The sequence below is a fragment of the Parasalinivibrio latis genome, assembly GCF_036825535.1.
GTDB lineage: Bacteria > Pseudomonadota > Gammaproteobacteria > Enterobacterales > Vibrionaceae > Parasalinivibrio > Parasalinivibrio latis.
Genome location: NZ_CP098812.1, coordinates 52,722 through 73,195, shown reverse-complemented (window position 1 = coordinate 73,195; position 20,474 = coordinate 52,722). Strand labels below are relative to the sequence as shown.

Sequence of the window (20,474 nt, the reverse complement as noted above, 5' to 3'; positions counted from 1 at the left end):
ATCAGCTGTTACGATGGCATCGCAATACAAAGCCCCTCAAAGAAACCGTTTGCCTTACATCTTTCTGACAAAGATGACCAAAAAATCACTTAATGTCTTTCGATGAAAGAAATGAAAACCGTAAAACACTGAATAATTTAAAATTAAATCGACATTCACTCTCAGTGAACTGAATGGGATTTTTAGAATTACTCCCCTGTCTCCCCTTACAATCACAGGTTAGTGATAACACCTCTCAACAACCGGGAGTGGACGCCTTGATAATTTACTGGGAAAGGCCTTAGCACCACCACACTACAACTTTCCCACTCAGTGATAAATTCATCATTTCAAACACAACAAGATATTTATTTAATTATTGTTTTAAAAAGAAAAAACAAAACATAAAACTAAGCCTTAAATTTAAAAAAACAAGAAAATTGAACGCATAACTTCAAAAACAGGAGAGCCAAAGTAGAAAAAATGAAACTTATAAAGCGTTGAAAAGAAAACTTGATCAAAATACCAGTTAAAGGATAATCTATAACCATAATCACTTATTGAAGGAGCGTTATTATGATCACACCATCCCAGAAGCAAGGTCTTGTGATGATTGCTGTTGTACTCGGCCTGATGACGCTTCCAATCCTGTACTAAGCGATATTTTAAACGCGTAGAATGGATTCGGATTGCGTTTTCCAGATACAAAAAAGGTGCCTTTTAGGCACCTTTTTCCTTTTTAGGGCAATCAGTTAGTTTTTAAATGTCTGACAATACATAATCCGGTGGATTATCTCGCTGGCTGTCAGTTTCGGCTGGTTAGGGATCCAGCACCACATGGTGCCAGTTTGCTGCATAAAACCAGATCGCTCCCAAGGTAATTGCTGTGATCAACAAAATCACAGCGCCCCACACCAGTCGGCTGCCCCTTGGCACCAGTTCTTTCTCACAGGTTTTACAGGCTTCGATAAAACCTTTCCTGTCATCAACACGAAACCCATGTTCATGAACGGTTTTATTCCGTACTGTCGCAATAAACCGGAGCTTTGGAATCAGCTCGTGCGGCAACCGTTGCTCACAACTGGAGATCAGCTGGTGCAGCCCTTTGCCGTCCGCGTGGTAGTGGTCCCGGAGAAGCTGTTCGATACGCCGGGTACGCATCACCACCATTTCAATGTCACTCATCCATCCTCCTGGTCCGGGCACATAACATGAGCATAGCCGGACTGAACACTGTGGAACATTGCATTTACCTATCTTTAATCAGTGTCTCACTGCCTGTCACCTTAGATTGCCGGAAAACCGGGCTATTAGCGCGCAAGATCACGAAATCCCTATGAGACAAATGGCATTCTTTGCCTTCCAGCCTGAAAAAGGTTACCAAGACAGCCAGCGATTTCCGGAATTCAAATCAACCAGTTGGGGTGGCTATGCCTGTCTATCTTATCGCGGCACTTGTGATCCTTGTGCTGTTTTCGGTTATCTACTTTTTTATGTTTTACCAGAAACACATGCTGGGCGATAACGCACCTGAACTGAAACTGGATATCCGGGTCCTGGACAAGCAATCTGTTCCGGTCCCAAACCCGCAGCAACATGAAGATGAAGAGGAATACTGGATTTACGTTGAACCACTGGCAGGCGGCAAAGCCAGGGAATTCCAGGTTGGCGTTCACTACTACCATGCCCTCCAGCCGGGTGATACCGGAAGCCTTACCTACCGGGGTAACAAATTCATGCACTTTGCCAAAACCCGCCAGTAGCCAGGTTAAACCAACCGGACAAAAACCCGGTCATACTGACTGGTTGATATCACCCAATTGCTATTACGGCACCAGCCAGGCTGTATACCGGTATCGGGCAAGCAAAGCACTTGCCCCCATAGCCATTCCACCTGCTATCAGTGTCCACCCTAAAATCATCAACCAGGCAGGGCCGTAATAGAGATCGTAAGCTCTGACTGGCCACAAAAATAACGGATGCAGAAGATAAATCCCCAGACTGTAACGGCTCACCCGGCTGGCCCCTTTTCTCACCTGCTCAGGTAAGCCCTCCCCCCAGCGCATTGCCAGGTAAAACACCATGGCAGCAATCAGTGCTGTATTCAGGGTTTTATATGAGAACCATCCGGCTGACGAATACTCTCCCAATGACAGGCTTGTGGTTATTGCCGCCCATTCAGTGGCAAGCAGTGAAAGCCCCCCGACGGGCACAACCAGCCATGCCGGGGGTGGCCACCGCCAGAGCACATACCCAAGCACCAGGTAGCCGGAGTACATCACCAGATTATCCCTCCACATCCCTTGCCATCCCATAAGGTACATACCGGTCAGCCACAGCCAGACCGCCACAAGGGCATAACCTGATACCCTGTCAGCTTTCTGCATGACTGGCCTGAGCAAAGGGATCACCAAGTAAAGCGGTAAAAAATAGTAGAAAAAACCAAGGTGATAGTAAGTTTCATGAGAGGGCATCCCGGCAAGAACATCCAGGGCAGCCTTGCCGTCAAAACCTGTCGGGCTGCAGCCTGAAAGCCAGGCGTAAAACAGTGACCACACCACAAACGGCAGCATCACCTTCCCGAGTCGTCTCTTTACATAATAGTGAAGTTCAAAAGGCCGGGTATCCGAGAGCATCAACGCACCGGTTATCATAATAAATACTGGCACCGCCCAGCGGCTTGCCCCGTTTACCAACACCGCAGTTACCCAATCGGAAAACGGAATGGTGCCCAACAGCTCGCGGTATGGCCCCAGTACATGGATCGCCACCACAGCAAAAGCAGCAATGCAGCGCAGCAAATCAAAAAACCAGACGTGCTTTCGCATGTCAGATGCCCCCATCATCTCCATCTACCGGTTGCCCGGACTGTTACCCATCATATTACTGTCAGGATTTCCCTATTTATACGCCACTGTCATGCCAGCGTGTTATCCTTTCCTCTTACATACAGAACACAATAAAAACAGCAGCAAAGATGCCTAATACTGAATTGACTCTCTATACCCGCGAAGACGGTTACCAGGAACGCATGGACGGTAAGATTGCCGAATTCTGGCAACAGCGCCAGGATGGCTGGTTTCCTGCCAAAGACGGCCTGCAACTGTACTGGTGTGCCTTTACCCGTCCGGAAAACGACAAAGCCGTTGTCGTGGTCAACGGACGCATTGAAAGTGTGGTTAAGTATCAGGAGCTGTTTTACGAGCTTTACCAGCAGGGTTATGACGTCTACAGCTACGATCACCGAGGCCAGGGTTATTCCAACCGTCTGGTCACCGAGCCCAAGGACATCGGCCATGTGGTGTGGTTTGACGACTACATCGACGACCTCGATACCTTTATGCAGGGCGTGGTCATGAGCAAGCACCACACTCAACGCTATATGCTGGCCCATTCCATGGGTGGTGCCATTGCCTCACTGTATGCTGAGCAGAACGGTCACTGCCTCAACGGCCTGGCACTGAGCGCCCCGATGCACGGCATTCATCTTTCCCCCTGGATGAAACACATTGCGGCTCCGGTAAGCCGTATCGTCGCAGCCATAAATCATCCAGCCCGCTACGCACTGGGCCAAGGACCGTACGAAGGTACCCCTTTTGCAGACAACAACCTTTCCCAGTCCCTGCCGCGTTACACCTGGTTCCGTAACCTCTACATGAAAGAACCGGTTATCAAAGTTGGCGGGCCGAGTAACCGTTGGGTATGGCAGGGCCTGCAGGCCGGGCGCCGTTGCGTGGAAGGTGCCGCCAAGGCACGCTGCCCGGTTCTCCTGATTCAGGCCGGCAAGGACAAAGTCGTCAGCAATGAAGCCCAGTGGCAGTACTTCCGCCGCCGCCAGCAAGCTGGCCAGCCGGTTTCCCTCGAAGTGGTGGAAAACGCCCGTCACGAGGCTCTGTTTGAAATGGATGAAATGCGCGATCAGGCTTTGCTTGCAACACTACGTTTCTTTGCATCCCATCTGTGACAGCCCAATCAGAATAAACCTCTGGAATCAGGGAAAATGTGGAAATTTCTCGCGCCGCATTTTCCCTTTTTATTCCTATGCGGCGGGCTACAATCGTCCTGACACTATCGCCGTCAGGCGAGAGCTTTTCCCCTATAAGAGGTTATCATGTACAAAATCGTCGCATCCGACATGGATGGTACGCTCCTCACCCCGGATCACCGCGTTGCCCCTTACACCCAAAGTGTGCTCCATCGTCTCCACGACCAGGGCAAACAGTTTATCTTTGCTACCGGCCGCCACCACCTGGACGTTGCATCTTTCCGTGAAAAAGTCGGTATTCCGGCCTACATGATCACCTCTAACGGTGCCCGCGTGCACGACACCGAAGACAACCTGATTTTCAGCCACAACGTCGACCCTGAAATTGCCAAACAATTGATTGAGATGGCAAAACATGACAAAACCCTGTCAATTCACATCTACCGTGACAGTGACTGGCTGGTGAGTGAAATCGACGAGACGCTGGAGAAATATCACAAAGAATCCGGCTTTTCCTGCGAACTGTTCGATATGGACAACCCTCCGCTGGAAAACATCGCCAAGATTTTCTTTATCCGCCATGACCATGACTACCTGACCCAGTACGAAGACCGCTTCAACGACGCCTTTGGCAGCAAAGTCAGCGTGGCATTTTCTACCCCGTTCTGTCTGGAAGTGATGGGGGCTGGCGTATCAAAAGGTGCGGCGCTGCACATTGTGGCTGAAAAACTCGGCTGCAGCCTGGAAGACTGTATTGCCTTCGGCGACGGTATGAATGATGCCGAAATGCTGAGCATGGCAGGAAAAGGGCTGGTGATGGGAACAGCGCACCCACGCGTGATGGAAGCGCTGCCAGGTATTGAAGTGATCGGCTCAAGTGCAGACGAATCCGTCGCTAAGTACCTTGAAAGCCACCTTCTGGAGAAGTAACCCCCTCTTACCGGGAGGCCATCACCATGATCTCCTCCCACTGATCGGCGGTAACCGGCATCACACTCAGCCGGTTGCCACGTTTGACCAGCGGCATCTCCACCAGCTTTTCATTGGCTTTCAGCCGTGCCAGTGACACATACGGCAGGTGTTGGCAGTACTTGATGTCCACCATAATCCAACGTGGGTTTTCCGGGTCAGATTTCGGGTCATAGTAATCACTTTCCGGGTCAAACTGGAAATGGTCCGGATAGGCCGCCCTGACAACTTCAGCGATACCCACCACCCCTACATCCTTGCAGGATGAATGGTAAATCAGCACCAAATCCCCCTCTTTTACCTCGTCACGCAGCATGTTACGTGCCTGGTAATTGCGAACCCCCTCCCAACAGGAAACTTGCTGGGCTTTGAGGGTATCGATAGAGAAGGTATCCGGCTCGGTTTTAAACAGCCAATACGCCATAATGGAACTCTCAACTGAAAAAATACTCTGACAGAACAGTAACAACGATTTGTGTCATTGTTAATGCCACACAGGGAACAATCCGAGGAAGACATGGCAAACGTCCCGAAATTACGCACGCTCACTCCGCTGGCTCTGACACTTGCCCTGGCAGCATGCAGCTCTTCTCCACCGCCAGCATCCTCCGGTCCGCAGGAGCTTGGCAATTCAGACAGTCTTGTCGTTCAGGAAAAACAGCCTGAACTCGGTACCCGGCCACAGGCATTCATGATGACAGGTGAAGTCATCCTTGGCCACGAGGTAAGCAGTATCCGGCCGTGCGGCAGTTCCGCCCAATACTGGCTGGCAATGGACAACAACCTGTTCAAACAGGGCATGAAGCTGGTACCTACACCCTACGAGCCGCTTTACGGAGAAGTCATCGGCTACCTGACACCGAGTCCCGAGGCGGGCTTCCCGGCCGATTATGATGCGACGTTCCACGTGGAAAAACTCAACCTGCTCTCCGGTGAGGTACAGGGTTGCAGCCAGCCACCTCGCCCGACCCGGGCCATGGGCAACGAGCCGGACTGGGCAGCCGAGGTAAAAAACGGGGCACTGGCCTTCATCCAGCCAGGTAAAAAAGCGGATCCACAGCCATTGGCCGGCCAGAAGGTTGAAAGCGGCAACCGCCTGTACTCAACTGCCTCTTCCACGCTTTCCCTGATGCCTGGAGCCTGTGAAGACTCTATGGCTGACACCCTGTTTGGCTGGTCGGCGACTTTCAGTGGAAAAAACGGCAATTACCGGGGTTGCGCTGCGTTGGCTAACAACGACCCGACCCGAAGCTGGGCAGGCAGCTACCAGGGCAACAGTGCAGGATTGGTCACCACGCTGACGTTGAACCCTGATCACTCAGCATCGACGGTGTATCAAGAAGGTAATGCACGTGAAACAATAGAGACCGGCTTCTGGCAACAGGTATCCCCGCAAAATGTCCAGGTGGTGATGACCACCCACCAGGGACAGCGGCTGACAGGTGAGCGCCTGTTCCACCGTGACGGTTTCCGCCTTTCTGCCAATGAAGAGGTGCTGAACGGCCGCCGCTACAGCCTCGGCAATGACGGGCTCCAGCTCAGCCTGATGGTTGGCACCAATAGCAAAACCACCGCAAACCCGGTTGAAGGCGAACGCCTGAAAGGTTCCGCCGCTTACAACGAACAGGTTGAAAACACCCTGCTTGGCTACTTCAAAGACCACAAAACCGAACCAAACGGGACCCGCTACCGCTGGTTGACCACAGACCTTAACGGTGATGGCAGGGATGAACTGCTTACCTATCTCGACTGGTGCGGGAGCGGCGGCTGTACCCTTCTGGTATTCGAAGGCACCGGCAAGGGCTGGCAGTTCAACTCACGCATGACACTGGTCCATGTCCCGTTCCAGATCAGCAACCATACAGAGTTTGGCTGGCATGACCTCATCCTGCCAGTCGGCGGCGGAGGCCAGGCCCCTGCCAACCGGGTGATGCGTTACGACGGTATCAGCTACCCGCAAAACCCGAGCGTGCAACCGGAAGTACCGGTCACAGACCGCTCCGAGACACAACTGTTCGCAGACGGCCTCTACCCGGTAGCCAATGGGCGGATCCTCGGTTCAGCCTCCGGTGAATAACGGGTTTAAATACCCGCAGTACAGCGTAGAGAGCAAAAAGATCATGGCAGCCCAAAAGCCCGGAAAGGTGCACAACCCCTCTTCTTGTCCGTCTTGCGGGCTGCGTTACAATTGCCTGTGTCCCCGTCGCCCGGCTCTGACTGCGGAAAGCTGTATTGTTTTATTAATGCACCCGCGGGAACAGGGAAAAGCCACCAATACCGGCCGTCTGATGACAGAGACCCTGCCCGCGTGCCGGAGCGAAATCTGGAGCCGGACTGAGCCTCCCCAAGGGCTCCTTGATGACATCGCCAATCCCGGGTATTTTCCCGTCCTGCTTTTCCCCGCTGAAGACGCCATCTCCGTCACCCAAGCTGCAGCCCAGGCTGCGACCGAAATGGGGGAAGAAAAACGGGAGCCGCTTTTCATCATTCTTGATGCTACCTGGCAGGAAGCGCGCAAAATGCTGAGACAGAGCCCCTGGCTGGCAGGCTTGCCAAAAGCGAGGCTTGATATCTCCGCCGAGTCCGCCTATCACCTGCGGCGTAACCAGAAACCGGGCAACCTTTGTACCTGCGAAGTAGGTATCCACTTACTCGCCGAGCTCGGCCATTCTGGAGATGCCGCGGCACTGTCCGCCTATTTCTTCACTTTTCTCCGCCTGTTCGAGGCTGATCGCCAGCATATCCGGGTAACGTAAAACTCAGAGAGTTGCACAAGTTGCTATCCCGCCTTAAAGTGGACAGACCACTTAGGAGGAATATTCATGACCGCCAGTTCGCCTGTCTCGGAACAGATCAGCCAAATGCAAAAGGTGTTTGCCCGCCAGAAAGACGCCTGCCGCGCCAACCCTTTCCCGGATTACGACAGCCGGATTGCCGATCTGTCGATGCTGAAAAGGGCACTGCTGACCCATAAACAGGCGCTGTGCGATGCCATGAGTGCAGATTACGGGCACCGCAGCCTGGATGACAGCCTGATTGCCGATATCCTCCCCTGTGTCCTCAATATCAATTACACCCGTCGAAAGCTGAAACGCTGGATGAAACCTTCCCGTCGCAACCCAGGGTTGCTGCTGCATCCAGCCTCGGTAAGTGTTCACTATCAGCCCAAAGGCGTGGTGGGTATTATTGTGCCGTGGAATTTCCCGGTCATGCTCAGTATCGGCCCGCTTATCACCGCACTGGCAGCCGGTAACCGGGTCATGCTGAAACTCAGCGAGTTCACGCCGGAAACCAACCTGGCAATTACCCGGATGCTGGGGGAGATTTTCCAACCGGATCAGGTAGCCGTCATTGAAGGTGAGGCTGACGTTGCCGCTGCGTTTTCCGGCTTGCCTTTTGATCACCTGTTATTCACCGGCTCCACCGCGGTCGGCCGCCATGTTATGCGAACCGCGGCGGAACACCTGACACCGGTCACGCTTGAGCTCGGCGGCAAATCCCCAGTGCTGATTGACCCGGAGATGCCACTGGAAAAAGCAGTATCGCGCCTCATGTACGGCAAATGCCTCAATGCCGGGCAGATCTGTGTTGCCCCGGACTACGTGCTGTTGCCAAACGGCAGGGAAAAAGAATTTGCCGAGATTTTCACTCGCCTGTTCAACCGCATGTTCAAAAAAGGGCTAGACAGCCGGGACTTCAGCTCAGTGGTCAACGCACGCCAATACGCCCGTATCAAGGCATTGCTTGAGGATGCCCGCGAAAAAGGTGCAGAAATCATCCCTGTGTGTGAACCGGCGATGGATGATGCCGAGCACAGGTTGGTGCCACACCTTATCCTCAACGCCACTGATGATATGAATGTTTTGCATGAAGAGATATTCGGCCCACTGCTGCCTGTTATCGGCTACCGCAGTTTTGATGAAGGGTTGAGTTACGTTAACGAGCATGCCCGTCCGCTGGCACTTTACCTGATGTCAGAAAACCCGGAATTGGTTGGACAGGTGGCGAAGCACACCCATTCCGGCGGCATGACGGTGAACGACACCCTGATGCAGGTTGCTGCCGATGATGCACCGTTTGGAGGTATCGGGCCATCCGGCATGGGGCACTACCACGGGGTTGAGGGGTTCCGGACATTCTCCCATGCGAAAACCGTGTTCAAGCGAGGAAAACTGGACCCAGGTGCCTTAATTCACCCCCCATACGGTGGTTTGCTGCACAGATTGGTGATGAAAATCTTTATGCGGTAATCAATCCGCGGTAGAAACCCTGACTCAGCCAATTGAGGTTAAACTGTAAAGAACACTGACAGGAAATATCAGGATTTCAAACCATTGAGACAGGAAAGACGCAACAGACAGCCGGATCCACTAATGATGCTTATCAACAGCCTGAATATTGTCAGTTGGCTGTTGTTTATCAGTTCACTGCTGCTGTTCCACCACGTCCGGCCAGAGGTGGACTATGGTGTGGTGCGCTATTTTGGCCTTGATGTCCGCCGAGAGTGGATGGAAGGCGGAAAGCTCTCGCTTTACTCTGTGCTGGGAGCCTGCACCGCCTTTTCCGTCATTGCCTTTTCACTGCGCAAAAAACGCAGCCGACGCCGTTCAGACAGCCGCGGCTACAACCTGGTCAGTCTGGCGCTGTTCAGTATCAGCTTTATCCTGCTTATCAGCCTTTAAGCATTCTGCCCGGCCACATAACCGGAGCTCCAGGCCCACTGGAAGTTGTAGCCTCCCAGCCAGCCGGACACATCCATTACCTCACCGACAAAGTAGAGCCCTTTAACGTTCTTGGCTTCCATGGTTTTGGATGACAGCTCATCGGTATCCACTCCCCCCAGGGTCACTTCTGCCGTCCGGTAGCCCTCTGTGCCGTTCGGGGCAATGTTCCACTTATGGAAATAGTCAGAAACAGCCGTAATGTCTTTCGGGTTAAGCTGCTTGAGCGGGCGGTCAGCCAGATCACCCCTAGCCATCAACACTTCAATCAGGCGTTTTGGCAGCAGGCGCGAAAGCGAGTTTTTCAGGCTCTGGGCCGGGTGCTTCTCACGCATTGCCGTTAGGGACTCTGCCAGATCCATATCCGGCAGCAGGTCAACGGTAACTTTCTGCCCCGGCAGCCAGTAAGAGGAAACCTGCAGGACCACCGGGCCGGAGAGGCCGCGGTGGGTGAAAAGAATGTTCTCTTTAAACGTCGTACCGTTTTCAGCCTCGACTACCGCAGGGATAGCAATACCGGACAAATCAGCAAAGGCTTCTTTGTCTTCTTTATGCAGGGTGAACGGCACCAACCCGGCGGTTGTCGGCACGCGCTTGAGACCAAACTGCTCGGCAATCTGGTAACCAAACGGGGTAGCCCCCAGCTTGGGCATAGAAAGACCACCGGTTGCCACCACCAGCGACGCACAGGTCACGGTGTCGGCATTGATTTTGAGGGTAAAGCCCTCATCGGTTTTCTCAATCTCATGCACTTCGCTGCGGTAACGCTGCTCAACACTCGGCAGGTCACACTCAGCCAGCAACATGTCTACGATCTCCTTGGCAGAGTCCTCACAGAACAGCTGGCCGTGGTCGCGCTCCTCAAACACAATTCCATGTCTGGATACCATGGAGATAAAGTCCCAGTTGGTGTACTGCGACAGGGCAGACTTCACGAAGTGTTTGTTACGGCAAACATAGTTGGCTGCCGAGACATCATAGTTGGTGAAGTTGCAGCGACCGCCGCCCGAGATCAGGATTTTGCGGCCCGGCTTCTTGCCATGGTCAACCACCAGCACCTTACGGCCGCGTTTGCCCGCTTCGCCTGCACACATCAAGCCTGCCGCTCCTGCACCGATAATCACTATGTCGTACTGTGTTGCCATGAACCTGCCTACTGGAAGTTTAGTCTTGGTACCCTGCCTGGGCGGGTACGGAAAAGGCGGCTATTTTAGCCGCCTTTCTGTCCGTTCTCCAACCGCAATCAGCCCTCTTGCTGACGGGGCTCTGACAACATGCCCTGCTGCCACCCTTCCCCCGGCTCCATATAGAGTGTCTGGGTCGGGAAGGCAAAGTCGGCACCATGCTTTTGTACGATATCGACAATCTTCAGCATCACATCCTGCTTTACCTCGTGGTAACGCGCCCACACTGTGGTCTTGGTAAAGGTGTAGATAAAAAAGTTAAGCGAAGAGGCACCGAAGGTATCAAAGTTCACCATCAGGGTACGGTGGGTATCGATTTCCGGGTGGGTTTCCAGCATATGCTTCACGTCAGCAACAATCACCGCCATCTTGTCGGCATCGTCGTAACGCAGGCCAATGGTTTCCTTGATGCGGCGGTTGAACATCCGCGAAGGGTTCTCTACCACAATACTGGAAAACACTGAGTTCGGAACATACAACGGGCGCTGGTCAAAGGTGCGGATCACTGTCATACGCCAGCCAATCCGCTCAACAGTCCCTTCAATCTGGCGATCCGGGGAGCGGATCCAGTCCCCGACCTTGAATGGACGGTCGAAGTAAATCATCAGGCCACCGAAGAAATTCGACAGCAAATCCTTGGCTGCAAGACCGATAATCAGGCCGCCCACACCACCAAAGGTCAGCAGCCCGGACAGGCTTAGGCCAAGGTTTTGCATCACCGCCATCGCGCCGATAATGATCAGGAATAGCCGCACAACCTTGGCAACAGCACTGACCGTTGTTGCATCCCTCTTGGGGTTTTGCAGCACCTGGTGCTCGACCTGGTTGATAACCCGGACACCTATCCAGATAAACATCGAGATAATAAGCAGATCCCGGAACTCGTTGAATTCAGGGATATTGAAGGTAGTGAAATGCTTGAACAGGATTTCTGCACACTGGCTCAACACCCACAGCCATATCAGCCAGGAAACCGGGGCCCTGACGGCATGAACCACAGTGTCATCCCACTGCATCTTGGTTTTGTCCGCCATTTTTATCAGGTGGCTGAGCAGGAAACGCCAGCCGCCCCATACCAGTGCACCGGCTACCAACAGCCAAATTACCTGTCGGAACCAGTCTCCGCCCTGGGCAAATATACCGTGCCACCACTGTATCAAATGATCCATACGCTAAATTCTTTTTGCTGATTCGTTATCAGGGCATTCTACGTTATTAGAGTCGATAACCATAAATAATGCCGGCATCAGCCGGCATTATGGTGTGTCGAAGCAGATAAGTGGCCAACATCTGTATAGGAATTAAAGTCCGGAAAAAGCCACTGCAAAGAGGGTAACAACCAAGCCTCCAAACAAGACGGTGGAGAGCTGGAAAAGGTGGCGGACCTTCTTACATTTCGCAACGAAGGCTTCATCATGGTGATGCTCATACGCTTGGCTATGCAAGTATTGGAACAAGCGCTTTTGCTTGGAGACATCACCCTGTGGGGTAAAGAAATTTCCGCCGTTAATCTGTTTGTACAACAGCGGGTCTGCTTCCCTAAGCATCACCAAAAGAGCGCGCAGTGATGAAAGGTACCGGACAAAATTAACCAAGAGAACGGCAAATACCGCGGTGATAACTACGTCTCCGTTAATCATAATTCTTCTCCCCTGAATCGGGCTGTCCCAACTGAAACCGGACAGCATGTCTGTCACTTTGGTGTTGAAGGTCGCGTGGCCTTCACGGCCATGCTGTGTTGCAAAACTGGGTAAACACATCCTCACCATGGCTGCCCAATTATCCATTTGGGTTCAGCCCGGCTCCCTTGTTGGAGCCCCGTTAAAACAGGCCTGTCACCTTCTCGAAACTATGTATTTGTAAGCATGGTGTTTAATTTAAGTATAGATTTGTTGGCGAAAACGCCAAATTAAACCTGAATCAACCTATCCCATTGACCTTCAAGAGGAAGCTTTGTCTCCTTTACCGGAAGGTGCTGAACAACATGCCTATTTAAAAAATAACCATTTTTTCATTAACATTCCATCAACATCTTATTTTAATTATGCATCTTTGCTGATATATCGCTATCAGGGGCAAAACGATCCGCTATGGGAATTCACACTCAGTTGACTAAGTTATTCACCAGATGAGATCAGACCGACATTCTCAATTTATGGCGGGTGCTAGCATTAAATTATCGAGGAAACAATGAGGTTAATGACTATGGCCTATCAACATATTCTTGTCGCAGTCGATCTGTCCGAAGACAGCCAACTACTGGTTTCCAAGGCGTCTTCCCTGGCCGAGGCAACAGGCGCCAAACTGTCGCTGATACACATTGATGTGAACTATGCCGAGCTCTACACCGGCCTGATTGACATTAACCTGGTGGAAACCCAGCACAAGATGCTGGAAGAAGCGCAGGAGCACCTGGGTAAGCTGGCCGGAAGCGCCAAAGTGGACGTCGCCCACACCTTGGTTGGCAGTGGCGACCTGGGTGATGAAATCAACGATTCCATCAAGAAATGGGGCGTGGATCTGATTGTTTGTGGCCACCACCAGGATTTCTGGAGCAAGCTGCTCTCTTCAGCCAAACAACTGATGAACACGACGCCGGTAGACATGCTGATGGTACCGCTGAACAGCTAAACCAGACCGCTGCTCCGTCCAGCCTATCCGGATGGATTAACTATCAACCATTTGGGTTACACTAGCGCCACAATCAACTGTCGGTATCTGTAACCCAATGGCTTACCTTTCTGCTGTTACCTTTTTATGGGCTTTTTCCTTCAGCCTCATCGGGGTGTACCTCGCCGGTCAGGTCGATGCGTGGTTTTCCGTTGTGACCCGTGTTGCACTTGCATCCCTGGTATTTCTGCCATTCCTGCGGTTTAAAAACCTGCACCTGAAACTTGCGCTTAAACTGATGGTGGTTGGGGCGTTCCAGCTTGGCCTGATGTATTGCTTCTACTACCAGTCATTCCTGTACCTTTCCGTTCCTGAAGTGCTGCTGTTTACCGTGTTTACCCCGGTTTACGTCACCCTGATTTATGATCTGGCCCACCGGCGTTTTTCACCCTGGTACCTGCTGACCGCCCTGATTGCCGTGCTGGGCGCGATAGTGATCAAATTTGCCACCGTAAACCCCAATTTCCTACTCGGGTTTATGATTGTTCAGGGTGCCAACCTCTGTTTTGCCATCGGCCAGACCGGGTACAAAGTCATTATGGAGAGGGAGCAATCCGAAATACCACAGCACACTGTTTTCGGGATGTTTTACCTCGGCGCACTGTGCGTTGCCCTCCCGGCATGGTTGCTGTTGGGCAACCCGGACAAGCTGCCGACCACCAACCTGCAATGGGGCATTCTGTTCTACCTTGGCACCATTGCTTCAGGGCTGGGTTATTTCCTCTGGAACAAGGGCGGTACTCTGGTGAATGCCGGGGCACTAGCCATCATGAACAATGCGCTGGTACCGGCAGGCATCATTGTAAACGTGCTTATCTGGAACCGGGACGCCCATATCGGCACATTGCTGGCAGGTGGGGCAATCATTATGGCTTCATTGTGGCTCAATGAAACCTGGGTTAAGCGGAAGGTTGAGCAGTCAAGGCTGGCAACAGACTGACCCTATAAAACAAAGGCGAGCTTGATGCTCGCCTTTGTTTTGGTGTTCCTGGAGAAATGTGGTGTCAGATAAACGCATACGCGTCTGCAAACAGGCGCTCCCGGTCCGCGTTTCGCTCATTGCAAAACATTTCCCGCGCTGCACCTGCCATCTCAAAGCGACCCGCAATATAGATATCGTAGTCTGCCAGGCAGACAAAATCCGACATCACAGCTTCCAGCACATTACCTACTTTGCCCTGCCATCCCGGCTCTGCGTTTTCCACTACGGGCACATAAACCAGGTTAGGGTTGGCATCCGCCAGCGCCTGCATTTCATCTGATGCATAGAGCTGCGCAGCATCACGGCCACCCCAGTAGAGGAAAATAGGTGTATTTAGCTCTTCAGACAGTGCGTGTTCTACCATAGAGCGCACATAAGAGAACCCGGTACCACCGGCAATCAGCAGGCGCGGATGCTCGCCGTCTTCACGCAGCCAGGCATCACCGTGCGGGGCATCAATTTCAAAATCACTGCCGCCGGCTTCAAAACAGGCTTTGGCTCGCTCTACCACTTCATGGGCGTAAGGGTTATGGTCTGCGGCACCAATATGGAGCTCCAGTTCATTCCCGGCGTCTCGGCCCGGTGCACTGGCAATAGAAAAAGCACGTTTGTCCTTTTCTCCCATCACCGCCAGCAGGTACTGGCCAGCTTTGAATGACAGGGCTTGTTCCGGGGTCAACAAAATTCGGTACGTATTGGGCGCAAGGTTTTCAACACGCTTTACTGCACAATTAATCGACATGGCTTTCCTCTAATTCCAGAACCAGATCGCTACGGGCATATGCCTGACAGGCGAAAATCCAGCCCTGCTCTTTTTCTTTCTCCGTCAACAATGGCTCTAATTGGTATTCGATTTCGCCACTGCGTTTTTTACACAGGCAGGAGGCACACGCGCCAACCATACATCTGTGCGGGAATGCCACCCCGGCTGACAGGGCAGCATCCAGTACACTGGTTTCAGGCTCAGCATAAAAACTGAAACCTGAGGGTAGCAGACTGATTTTAAACATCAGCCCAAAATACCCATTTCATCCCAGAGTGCATCAATTTTCGCGACCACGTCCGGGTTCTTGGTGATCGGTGTCCCCCACTCTCGTTGGGACTCTCCTTCAAGCTTGTTGGTTGCATCCAGGCCCATGACTGAACATGCGTGCTCCGGTTTTAGCAACAGGGTGTCCCGCGCAGGATCCATCCGGGTGGTAATCGCCCAGATCACGTCGTTCCAGTCCCGAATGTTCACATCGCCATGGTCAAATACCATCACAAACTTAGTATTGGCCAACGGACGAAGTGCCTCACTCACAGCCTCGATTATGCGAGGGCCGGCTCCGGCCGACTGCTTGTTGAGCGTCACCATCGCCATGCCACCTGCATGTGCTTCCGGTGGGAGATACAAGTCTACAAGTTCAGGATGGGTTTCTTTCAGGGTATCGATACAAGCATCCAGCGCAGGCCCATCCATATCCCGGAGGGTGTCCGGGGTGTAACCGGTAAGCTCAGCCTCCCATTTTTTAGTAGCATCCAGGCCCATTTTCGAGCCAAGGCCAACCACAGGTGAAGCAAAGTCGAGGGAATCTATCGGCGTGTGTTCTATCAGCAGGGTATCGCGCACCGGCTCCATCTGGGTTGTCATCGCCCTGGCGACACTTTCCCAGCTTCTCGCATCAACATCCTCGTCGCACACGATGACGTACTTGGTGTACATGAACTGGCGGAGGAAAGACCATACCCCCATCATTACCCGCTTCGCATGACCCGGGTACTGCTTTTTCATGGTGACGACTGCCATTCGGTAGGAACAGCCTTCCGGCGGCAGGTAGAAATCTACAATCTCCGGGAACTGCTTTTGCAGGATAGGCACAAAGACTTCGTTCAGAGCGACACCCAGAACAGCGGGTTCATCCGGTGGACGACCTGTATGGGTGCTGTGATACACCGCGTCTTTCCGCATGGTCATATGGGTGACCGTGAATACATGGTGGCGCTCAACTTCGTTGTAATAGCCGGTATGGTCGCCATATGGCCCTTCATCAGCATATTCGTTTGGGTCGATATAACCTTCCAGCACGATTTCCGCTGAAGCCGGAACATCAAGGCTGTTGCTGATACAGCCCACCACTTCGGTTTTCTTACCGCGAAGCAGACCGGCAAACGCATATTCAGACAGGGAATCCGGTACCGGTGTTACTGCCCCAAGGATAGTTGCCGGGTCGGCACCGAAAGCAACAGACACAGGGAAAGGCTCACCCGGGTGTGTTTCCATCCAGTCACGCAGGTCGAGTGCGCCGCCACGGTGGGCCAGCCAGCGCATAATCACCTTATTTTTGGCGATTTTTTGCTGACGGTAGATCCCCAGGTTCTGGCGCTTCTTGTGCGGGCCACGGGTTACAGTGAGGCCCCAGGTCATCAAGGGAGCCACATCGCCCGGCCAGCACCGCATGACCGGCACCTTATCCAGATCGACGTCTTCGCCGGTCAGCACGAGTTCCTGGCAGGCGGCCTTACGGACTTTTTTCGCCGGCATGTTCAGCACCTGGCGGAACACTGGCAGCTTATCGAGCGCATCGCGGAATCCTTTCGGTGGCTCCGGCTCTTTCAGGTAGGCCAGCAGTTTGCCCACTTCACGCAATTCACGGACTTCTTCCCGGCCCATCCCCATTGCCACCCGCTTTGGTGTGCCAAACAGGTTGGCCAGTACCGGCATTTCATAGCCAACCGGGTTTTCAAACAACAGGGCTGGGCCACCGGCACGCAAGGTGCGGTCACAGATCTCTGTCATCTCCAGATCCGGGTCTATCGGCTGCCTGATGCGTTTCAGTTCACCGATGGATTCCAGATGGTCCATAAATTCGCGTAAATTGGAAAATTTCATCTCGGGTGTCAAATGCTGGTTTTATTAGCAATGCGGGCATTATAACGAGTTGTTAACGCTAAGGCTGTAAATGCCCGGCAGTTTTTGCAGTTTTGCTCATTCAGACAAAACTCGGTTTACATGCTTGCGCTGAACCGGGCTGCCAGAATCGAGAATCGATGCCAGCCAGCCTGCATTGCCATGGTCTGCAACAATCTCTGCCACCTGGAGGCCATGTTTCTTATCGTTAATACGGCTGGCCAGAAACGTCTGGACGGGGACCGGCAATGGCTTGATAGAGGCCATCAGCTGATACGCATTGGTACGCAAGGACGGATTGACCGTCGATTTCATCATTTGTTCAAGCGCCCAACGTTCGCGGGAGTAAGTCGCCAGATCATTGAGCGCCGCCAGACTGTAACTGTCAGCCCTTCGGCGCCACAGCAGGTCATAGAGCGCTTCGTCACGTGTAAGCACTGCCAGCCTGGCCATGACTGCATTATCCGGCAGCCACAGCAGGGCTTTATCCTTGAGACATTGTGCGACCAGATTATCCAGCTGTGCCTTACTGAGATCCGGCAGCGCCCCAAGCACTACCTCCCGGCGCATCTTGTAATCCGGTGTGGTGTATTTCAGCCAGGATGAAAGCTTGAGCTCGTCATACTGCACCAGTATGTCGATCTCTTTTCTCAGTTTGGTGTACTGCCACCGGTTAAGGACAATCCGGGCCCGGTTGGCAAAATCAAACGCTGGGGCGGTAATCCAGTATCCATCCCCCATAAATCGGACGCTGAATGCCGGCTGGATACGGGAAAGCTCAAGCAGGAGGATCTCTTTTTTCGGCGTCATTTGGGCGAGGTTACGTAAATGCAGGACAGTCTCCTGCATCGCTGCCTCACGGTTGAGCGGCCTTTGCGAATTGATTAGCTGCCAGACTTTGTCTGTTTCGTCGTTATCCAGTGCCTGGCGGATTTCAGATACGGTTTGATTAAACGACTGGCTTTCAGTCACCTGGGTTATCTGCTCGTCGGTGATCTGCACCGGCCAAACTGGGGACGCGAAGAAGGAACACAGTAAAGCCGTAATTGCTAACCATCCGTGTCGCATGCTCTACCCTTGTGAGACACCCGCTCCGTGCTGGGTGACTGGCAATTTGGTTGGTATGCCCGCCGCTGTTTCATCGTGGGCAACTGATAATTTACGCTATTGTCTCAAATTCTGTAACTTTGCCGCAAACAAAAAAACCGCACGCCTTGATGGGTGCGGTTTTTTTTAAGCTTTTGAAGTCGGTTTTACGACTTCTGACGACGCATCATGTCAAAGAATTCGTCGTTGGTCTTGGTCATCGCCAGCTTGTCGATAAGGAATTCCATCGCGTCGATTTCGCCCATTGGGTGAACAATCTTACGCAGGATCCACATCTTCTGCAGCTCATCGGTCTTGGTGAGCAGCTCTTCACGGCGGGTACCGGAACGGATGAAGTCGATAGCCGGGAACACACGCTTCTCTGCAATCTTGCGAGACAGGTGCAGTTCCATGTTACCTGTACCCTTAAACTCTTCGTAGATTACCTCATCCATCTTAGAACCGGTATCAACCAGTGCAGTTGCGATGATGGTCAGGCTGCCGCCTTCTTCTACGTTACGTGCCGCACCGAAGAAACGCTTCGGACGGTGCAGTGCGTTGGCATCCACACCACCGGTCAGTACCTTGCCTGATGAAGGAACCACGGTGTTGTAGGCACGAGCCAGACGGGTGATGGAATCCAGCAGGATAACCACGTCTTTCTTGTGCTCAACCAGGCGCTTGGCCTTTTCGATAACCATTTCAGCAACTTGTACGTGGCGGCTTGCTGGTTCATCGAACGTAGATGCAACCACTTCACCCTTAACCAGACGCTGCATCTCGGTGACCTCTTCCGGACGCTCGTCGATCAGCAGAACCATGAGTTCACACTCAGGGTGGTTGTAAGCAATGCTCTGTGCAATGTTTTGCAGCAGCATGGTCTTACCGGCTTTTGGCGGTGCCACGATCAGGCCACGCTGGCCTTTACCGATTGGCGATGCCAGATCCAGGACACGGGCAGTGATGTCTTCTGTTGAACCGTTACCACGCTCCATGCGCAGGCGCTCATTGGCGTGCAGTGGGGTTAGGTTTTCAAACAGGATTTTGTTGCGGGCGTTGTCTGGGCGGTCGTAGTTAACTTCGTTAACTTTCAGCAGCGCAAAATAACGTTCGCCTTCCTTCGGTGGGCGAATTTTACCAGAGATGGTATCGCCGGTACGCAGGTTGAAGCGACGAATCTGGCTTGGGGAGACATAAATGTCATCCGGGCCGGCAAGGTATGAAGAATCCGCACTACGCAGGAAACCAAAACCATCCTGAAGAATTTCCAGAACGCCGTTGCCAAAAATGTCTTCGCCGCTTTTCGCATGTTGCTTAAGGATGGCAAAAATGATGTCTTGTTTTCTCAGGCGGGCAAGGTTTTCCAGTCCCATGCTTTCGCCGAGAGCCACCAAATCCGACACAGGCCGGTTCTTCAGTTCGGTAAGATTCATAGTGGTGAGTGTCTTATCTATCAACTTTGAGGTCAGTAGTTATGGAATTTAGGAGACCATGACGCTGGTCAGGAAATGAGCGTTGATACTATAACGTTAGTACAATAATCGGGCAACAAGGTAACACTAAAATGTATAGACGTCTACAAATGCGAAAAACCGTGCATCTTTTTGGGATGCACGGTCTTCGATTTTACAGGTTAGCGTCCAGAAACTCTTTCAATTGAGTCTTAGACAGTGCGCCTACCTTGGTCGCTGCAACGTTACCGTCTTTGAACAGAAGTAACGTTGGAATGCCACGGATACCGTACTTTGGTGGAGTACCGGCATTCTGATCAATGTTCAGTTTACCGATGGTCACTTTCCCTGTGTACTCGTCTGCGATTTCATCAAGAATTGGGGCGATCATCTTACAAGGACCACACCATTCGGCCCAAAAATCTACCAGGACAGGGCCTGCAGCCTTAATAACATCAGTGTCAAAGCTGTCGTCAGTCAGCTGCACAATCTTGTCGCTCATCTTCAACTCCAGTTTTGTTTTCAATGTTGGCAAGTTCTCCGCCAACAAAGGGTTG

21 protein-coding genes and 1 pseudogene are annotated in these 20,474 nt (G+C 52.5%); 9 read left to right on the top strand and 13 right to left on the bottom strand.

From position 1 onward, the window contains the following. Positions 1-798 precede the first annotated feature (798 nt). Positions 799-1,164 (bottom strand): DUF4145 domain-containing protein, encoded by a 366-nt coding sequence (locus NF212_RS00335; RefSeq protein ID WP_434357824.1) that lies wholly within the window; start codon positions 1,162-1,164, stop codon positions 799-801. A gap of 245 nt (positions 1,165-1,409) precedes the next feature. Here NF212_RS00335 and NF212_RS00330 point away from each other — a divergent pair, with 245 nt between their 5' ends. After that, entirely contained in the window at positions 1,410-1,742 is a 333-nt protein-coding gene (locus tag NF212_RS00330) for a DUF2500 domain-containing protein (RefSeq protein ID WP_434357822.1), read from the top strand. A gap of 63 nt (positions 1,743-1,805) precedes the next feature. Here the strand turns inward: NF212_RS00330 and NF212_RS00325 are convergent, their stop codons facing one another. Next, on the bottom strand, positions 1,806-2,807 hold the full coding sequence (locus NF212_RS00325) for an acyltransferase (RefSeq protein ID WP_434357820.1): 1,002 nt from the start codon (positions 2,805-2,807) through the stop codon (positions 1,806-1,808). A 149-nt stretch (positions 2,808-2,956) separates the two neighbouring features. On the opposite strand from NF212_RS00325, the gene NF212_RS00320 reads away from it, so the two are divergent. Both NF212_RS00320 and NF212_RS00315 read left to right on the top strand, forming a co-directional pair. After that, positions 2,957-3,943, top strand: coding sequence for an alpha/beta fold hydrolase (locus tag NF212_RS00320; protein WP_434357818.1), 987 nt, complete (start codon positions 2,957-2,959; stop codon positions 3,941-3,943). A gap of 147 nt (positions 3,944-4,090) precedes the next feature. After that, positions 4,091-4,894, top strand: coding sequence for a Cof-type HAD-IIB family hydrolase (locus NF212_RS00315; RefSeq protein ID WP_434357816.1), 804 nt, complete (start codon positions 4,091-4,093; stop codon positions 4,892-4,894). A gap of 7 nt (positions 4,895-4,901) precedes the next feature. On the opposite strand, the gene NF212_RS00310 is transcribed toward NF212_RS00315, so the two are convergent. Next, positions 4,902-5,357 carry an EVE domain-containing protein gene (locus NF212_RS00310; protein ID WP_434357814.1) on the bottom strand — a complete coding sequence of 152 codons (456 nt, stop codon included), beginning with the start codon at positions 5,355-5,357 and terminating at the stop codon, positions 4,902-4,904. A gap of 93 nt (positions 5,358-5,450) precedes the next feature. Between NF212_RS00310 and NF212_RS00305 the strand changes: the two genes are divergently transcribed. The 4 genes from NF212_RS00305 to NF212_RS00290 all read left to right on the top strand — a co-directional run bounded on the left by NF212_RS00305 (position 5,451) and on the right by NF212_RS00290 (position 9,615). After that, positions 5,451-7,010 (top strand): hypothetical protein, encoded by a 1,560-nt coding sequence (locus NF212_RS00305; RefSeq protein WP_434357812.1) that lies wholly within the window; start codon positions 5,451-5,453, stop codon positions 7,008-7,010. A gap of 43 nt (positions 7,011-7,053) precedes the next feature. After that, on the top strand, positions 7,054-7,689 hold the full coding sequence (locus tag NF212_RS00300) for a tRNA-uridine aminocarboxypropyltransferase (RefSeq protein WP_434357810.1): 636 nt from the start codon (positions 7,054-7,056) through the stop codon (positions 7,687-7,689). Between the two features lie 66 nt (positions 7,690-7,755). After that, the gene (locus tag NF212_RS00295; RefSeq protein ID WP_434357808.1) at positions 7,756-9,183 is read left to right on the top strand and encodes a coniferyl aldehyde dehydrogenase; all 1,428 of its coding nucleotides are present in this window, start codon (positions 7,756-7,758) and stop codon (positions 9,181-9,183) included. Positions 9,184-9,306: 123 nt separating this feature from the next. Next, on the top strand, positions 9,307-9,615 hold the full coding sequence (locus NF212_RS00290; RefSeq protein WP_434357806.1) for a hypothetical protein: 309 nt from the start codon (positions 9,307-9,309) through the stop codon (positions 9,613-9,615). On the opposite strand, the gene NF212_RS00285 is transcribed toward NF212_RS00290, so the two are convergent. The 3 genes from NF212_RS00285 to uspB form a co-directional block, all read right to left on the bottom strand. Continuing rightward, the gene (locus tag NF212_RS00285) at positions 9,612-10,799 is read right to left on the bottom strand and encodes an NAD(P)/FAD-dependent oxidoreductase (protein WP_434357804.1); all 1,188 of its coding nucleotides are present in this window, start codon (positions 10,797-10,799) and stop codon (positions 9,612-9,614) included. The genes NF212_RS00290 and NF212_RS00285 overlap by 4 nt on opposite strands. 98 nt (positions 10,800-10,897) lie before the next feature. Beyond that, positions 10,898-12,007 (bottom strand): mechanosensitive ion channel family protein, encoded by a 1,110-nt coding sequence (locus NF212_RS00280; RefSeq protein ID WP_434357802.1) that lies wholly within the window; start codon positions 12,005-12,007, stop codon positions 10,898-10,900. Between the two features lie 132 nt (positions 12,008-12,139). Further along, positions 12,140-12,478 (bottom strand): universal stress protein UspB, encoded by a 339-nt coding sequence (uspB, locus tag NF212_RS00275; RefSeq protein WP_434360793.1) that lies wholly within the window; start codon positions 12,476-12,478, stop codon positions 12,140-12,142. A gap of 565 nt (positions 12,479-13,043) precedes the next feature. Here uspB and NF212_RS00270 point away from each other — a divergent pair. Continuing rightward, entirely contained in the window at positions 13,044-13,469 is a 426-nt protein-coding gene (locus NF212_RS00270) for a universal stress protein (protein WP_434357800.1), read from the top strand. Positions 13,470-13,566: 97 nt separating this feature from the next. Continuing rightward, the gene (locus NF212_RS00265) at positions 13,567-14,448 is read left to right on the top strand and encodes a carboxylate/amino acid/amine transporter (protein WP_434357798.1); all 882 of its coding nucleotides are present in this window, start codon (positions 13,567-13,569) and stop codon (positions 14,446-14,448) included. A gap of 64 nt (positions 14,449-14,512) precedes the next feature. Here the strand turns inward: NF212_RS00265 and fre are convergent, their stop codons facing one another. The 7 genes and pseudogenes from fre to trxA all read right to left on the bottom strand — a co-directional run bounded on the left by fre (position 14,513) and on the right by trxA (position 20,419). Continuing rightward, the gene (fre, locus tag NF212_RS00260; RefSeq protein WP_434357796.1) at positions 14,513-15,232 is read right to left on the bottom strand and encodes an NAD(P)H-flavin reductase; all 720 of its coding nucleotides are present in this window, start codon (positions 15,230-15,232) and stop codon (positions 14,513-14,515) included. Next, on the bottom strand, positions 15,222-15,500 hold the full coding sequence (locus NF212_RS00255; RefSeq protein ID WP_434357794.1) for a 2Fe-2S iron-sulfur cluster-binding protein: 279 nt from the start codon (positions 15,498-15,500) through the stop codon (positions 15,222-15,224). Before NF212_RS00255 ends, fre begins: the two co-directional genes overlap by 11 nt. Then, positions 15,500-15,952 carry a hypothetical protein gene (locus NF212_RS00250; RefSeq protein WP_434360792.1) on the bottom strand — a complete coding sequence of 151 codons (453 nt, stop codon included), beginning with the start codon at positions 15,950-15,952 and terminating at the stop codon, positions 15,500-15,502. Before NF212_RS00250 ends, NF212_RS00255 begins: the two co-directional genes overlap by 1 nt. 20 nt (positions 15,953-15,972) lie before the next feature. Further along, positions 15,973-17,362: pseudogene (ubiD, locus tag NF212_RS00245) on the bottom strand (4-hydroxy-3-polyprenylbenzoate decarboxylase); the annotation flags it as partial. Between the two features lie 96 nt (positions 17,363-17,458). Continuing rightward, positions 17,459-18,448: a hypothetical protein gene (locus tag NF212_RS00240; RefSeq protein WP_434357792.1), complete on the bottom strand. Its 990-nt coding sequence runs from the start codon at positions 18,446-18,448 to the stop codon at positions 17,459-17,461. Between the two features lie 185 nt (positions 18,449-18,633). Continuing rightward, on the bottom strand, positions 18,634-19,899 hold the full coding sequence (gene rho, locus NF212_RS00235; RefSeq protein WP_434357790.1) for a transcription termination factor Rho: 1,266 nt from the start codon (positions 19,897-19,899) through the stop codon (positions 18,634-18,636). 193 nt (positions 19,900-20,092) lie between these two features. After that, positions 20,093-20,419 carry a thioredoxin TrxA gene (trxA, locus tag NF212_RS00230; protein ID WP_434357788.1) on the bottom strand — a complete coding sequence of 109 codons (327 nt, stop codon included), beginning with the start codon at positions 20,417-20,419 and terminating at the stop codon, positions 20,093-20,095. Positions 20,420-20,474 lie beyond the last annotated feature (55 nt).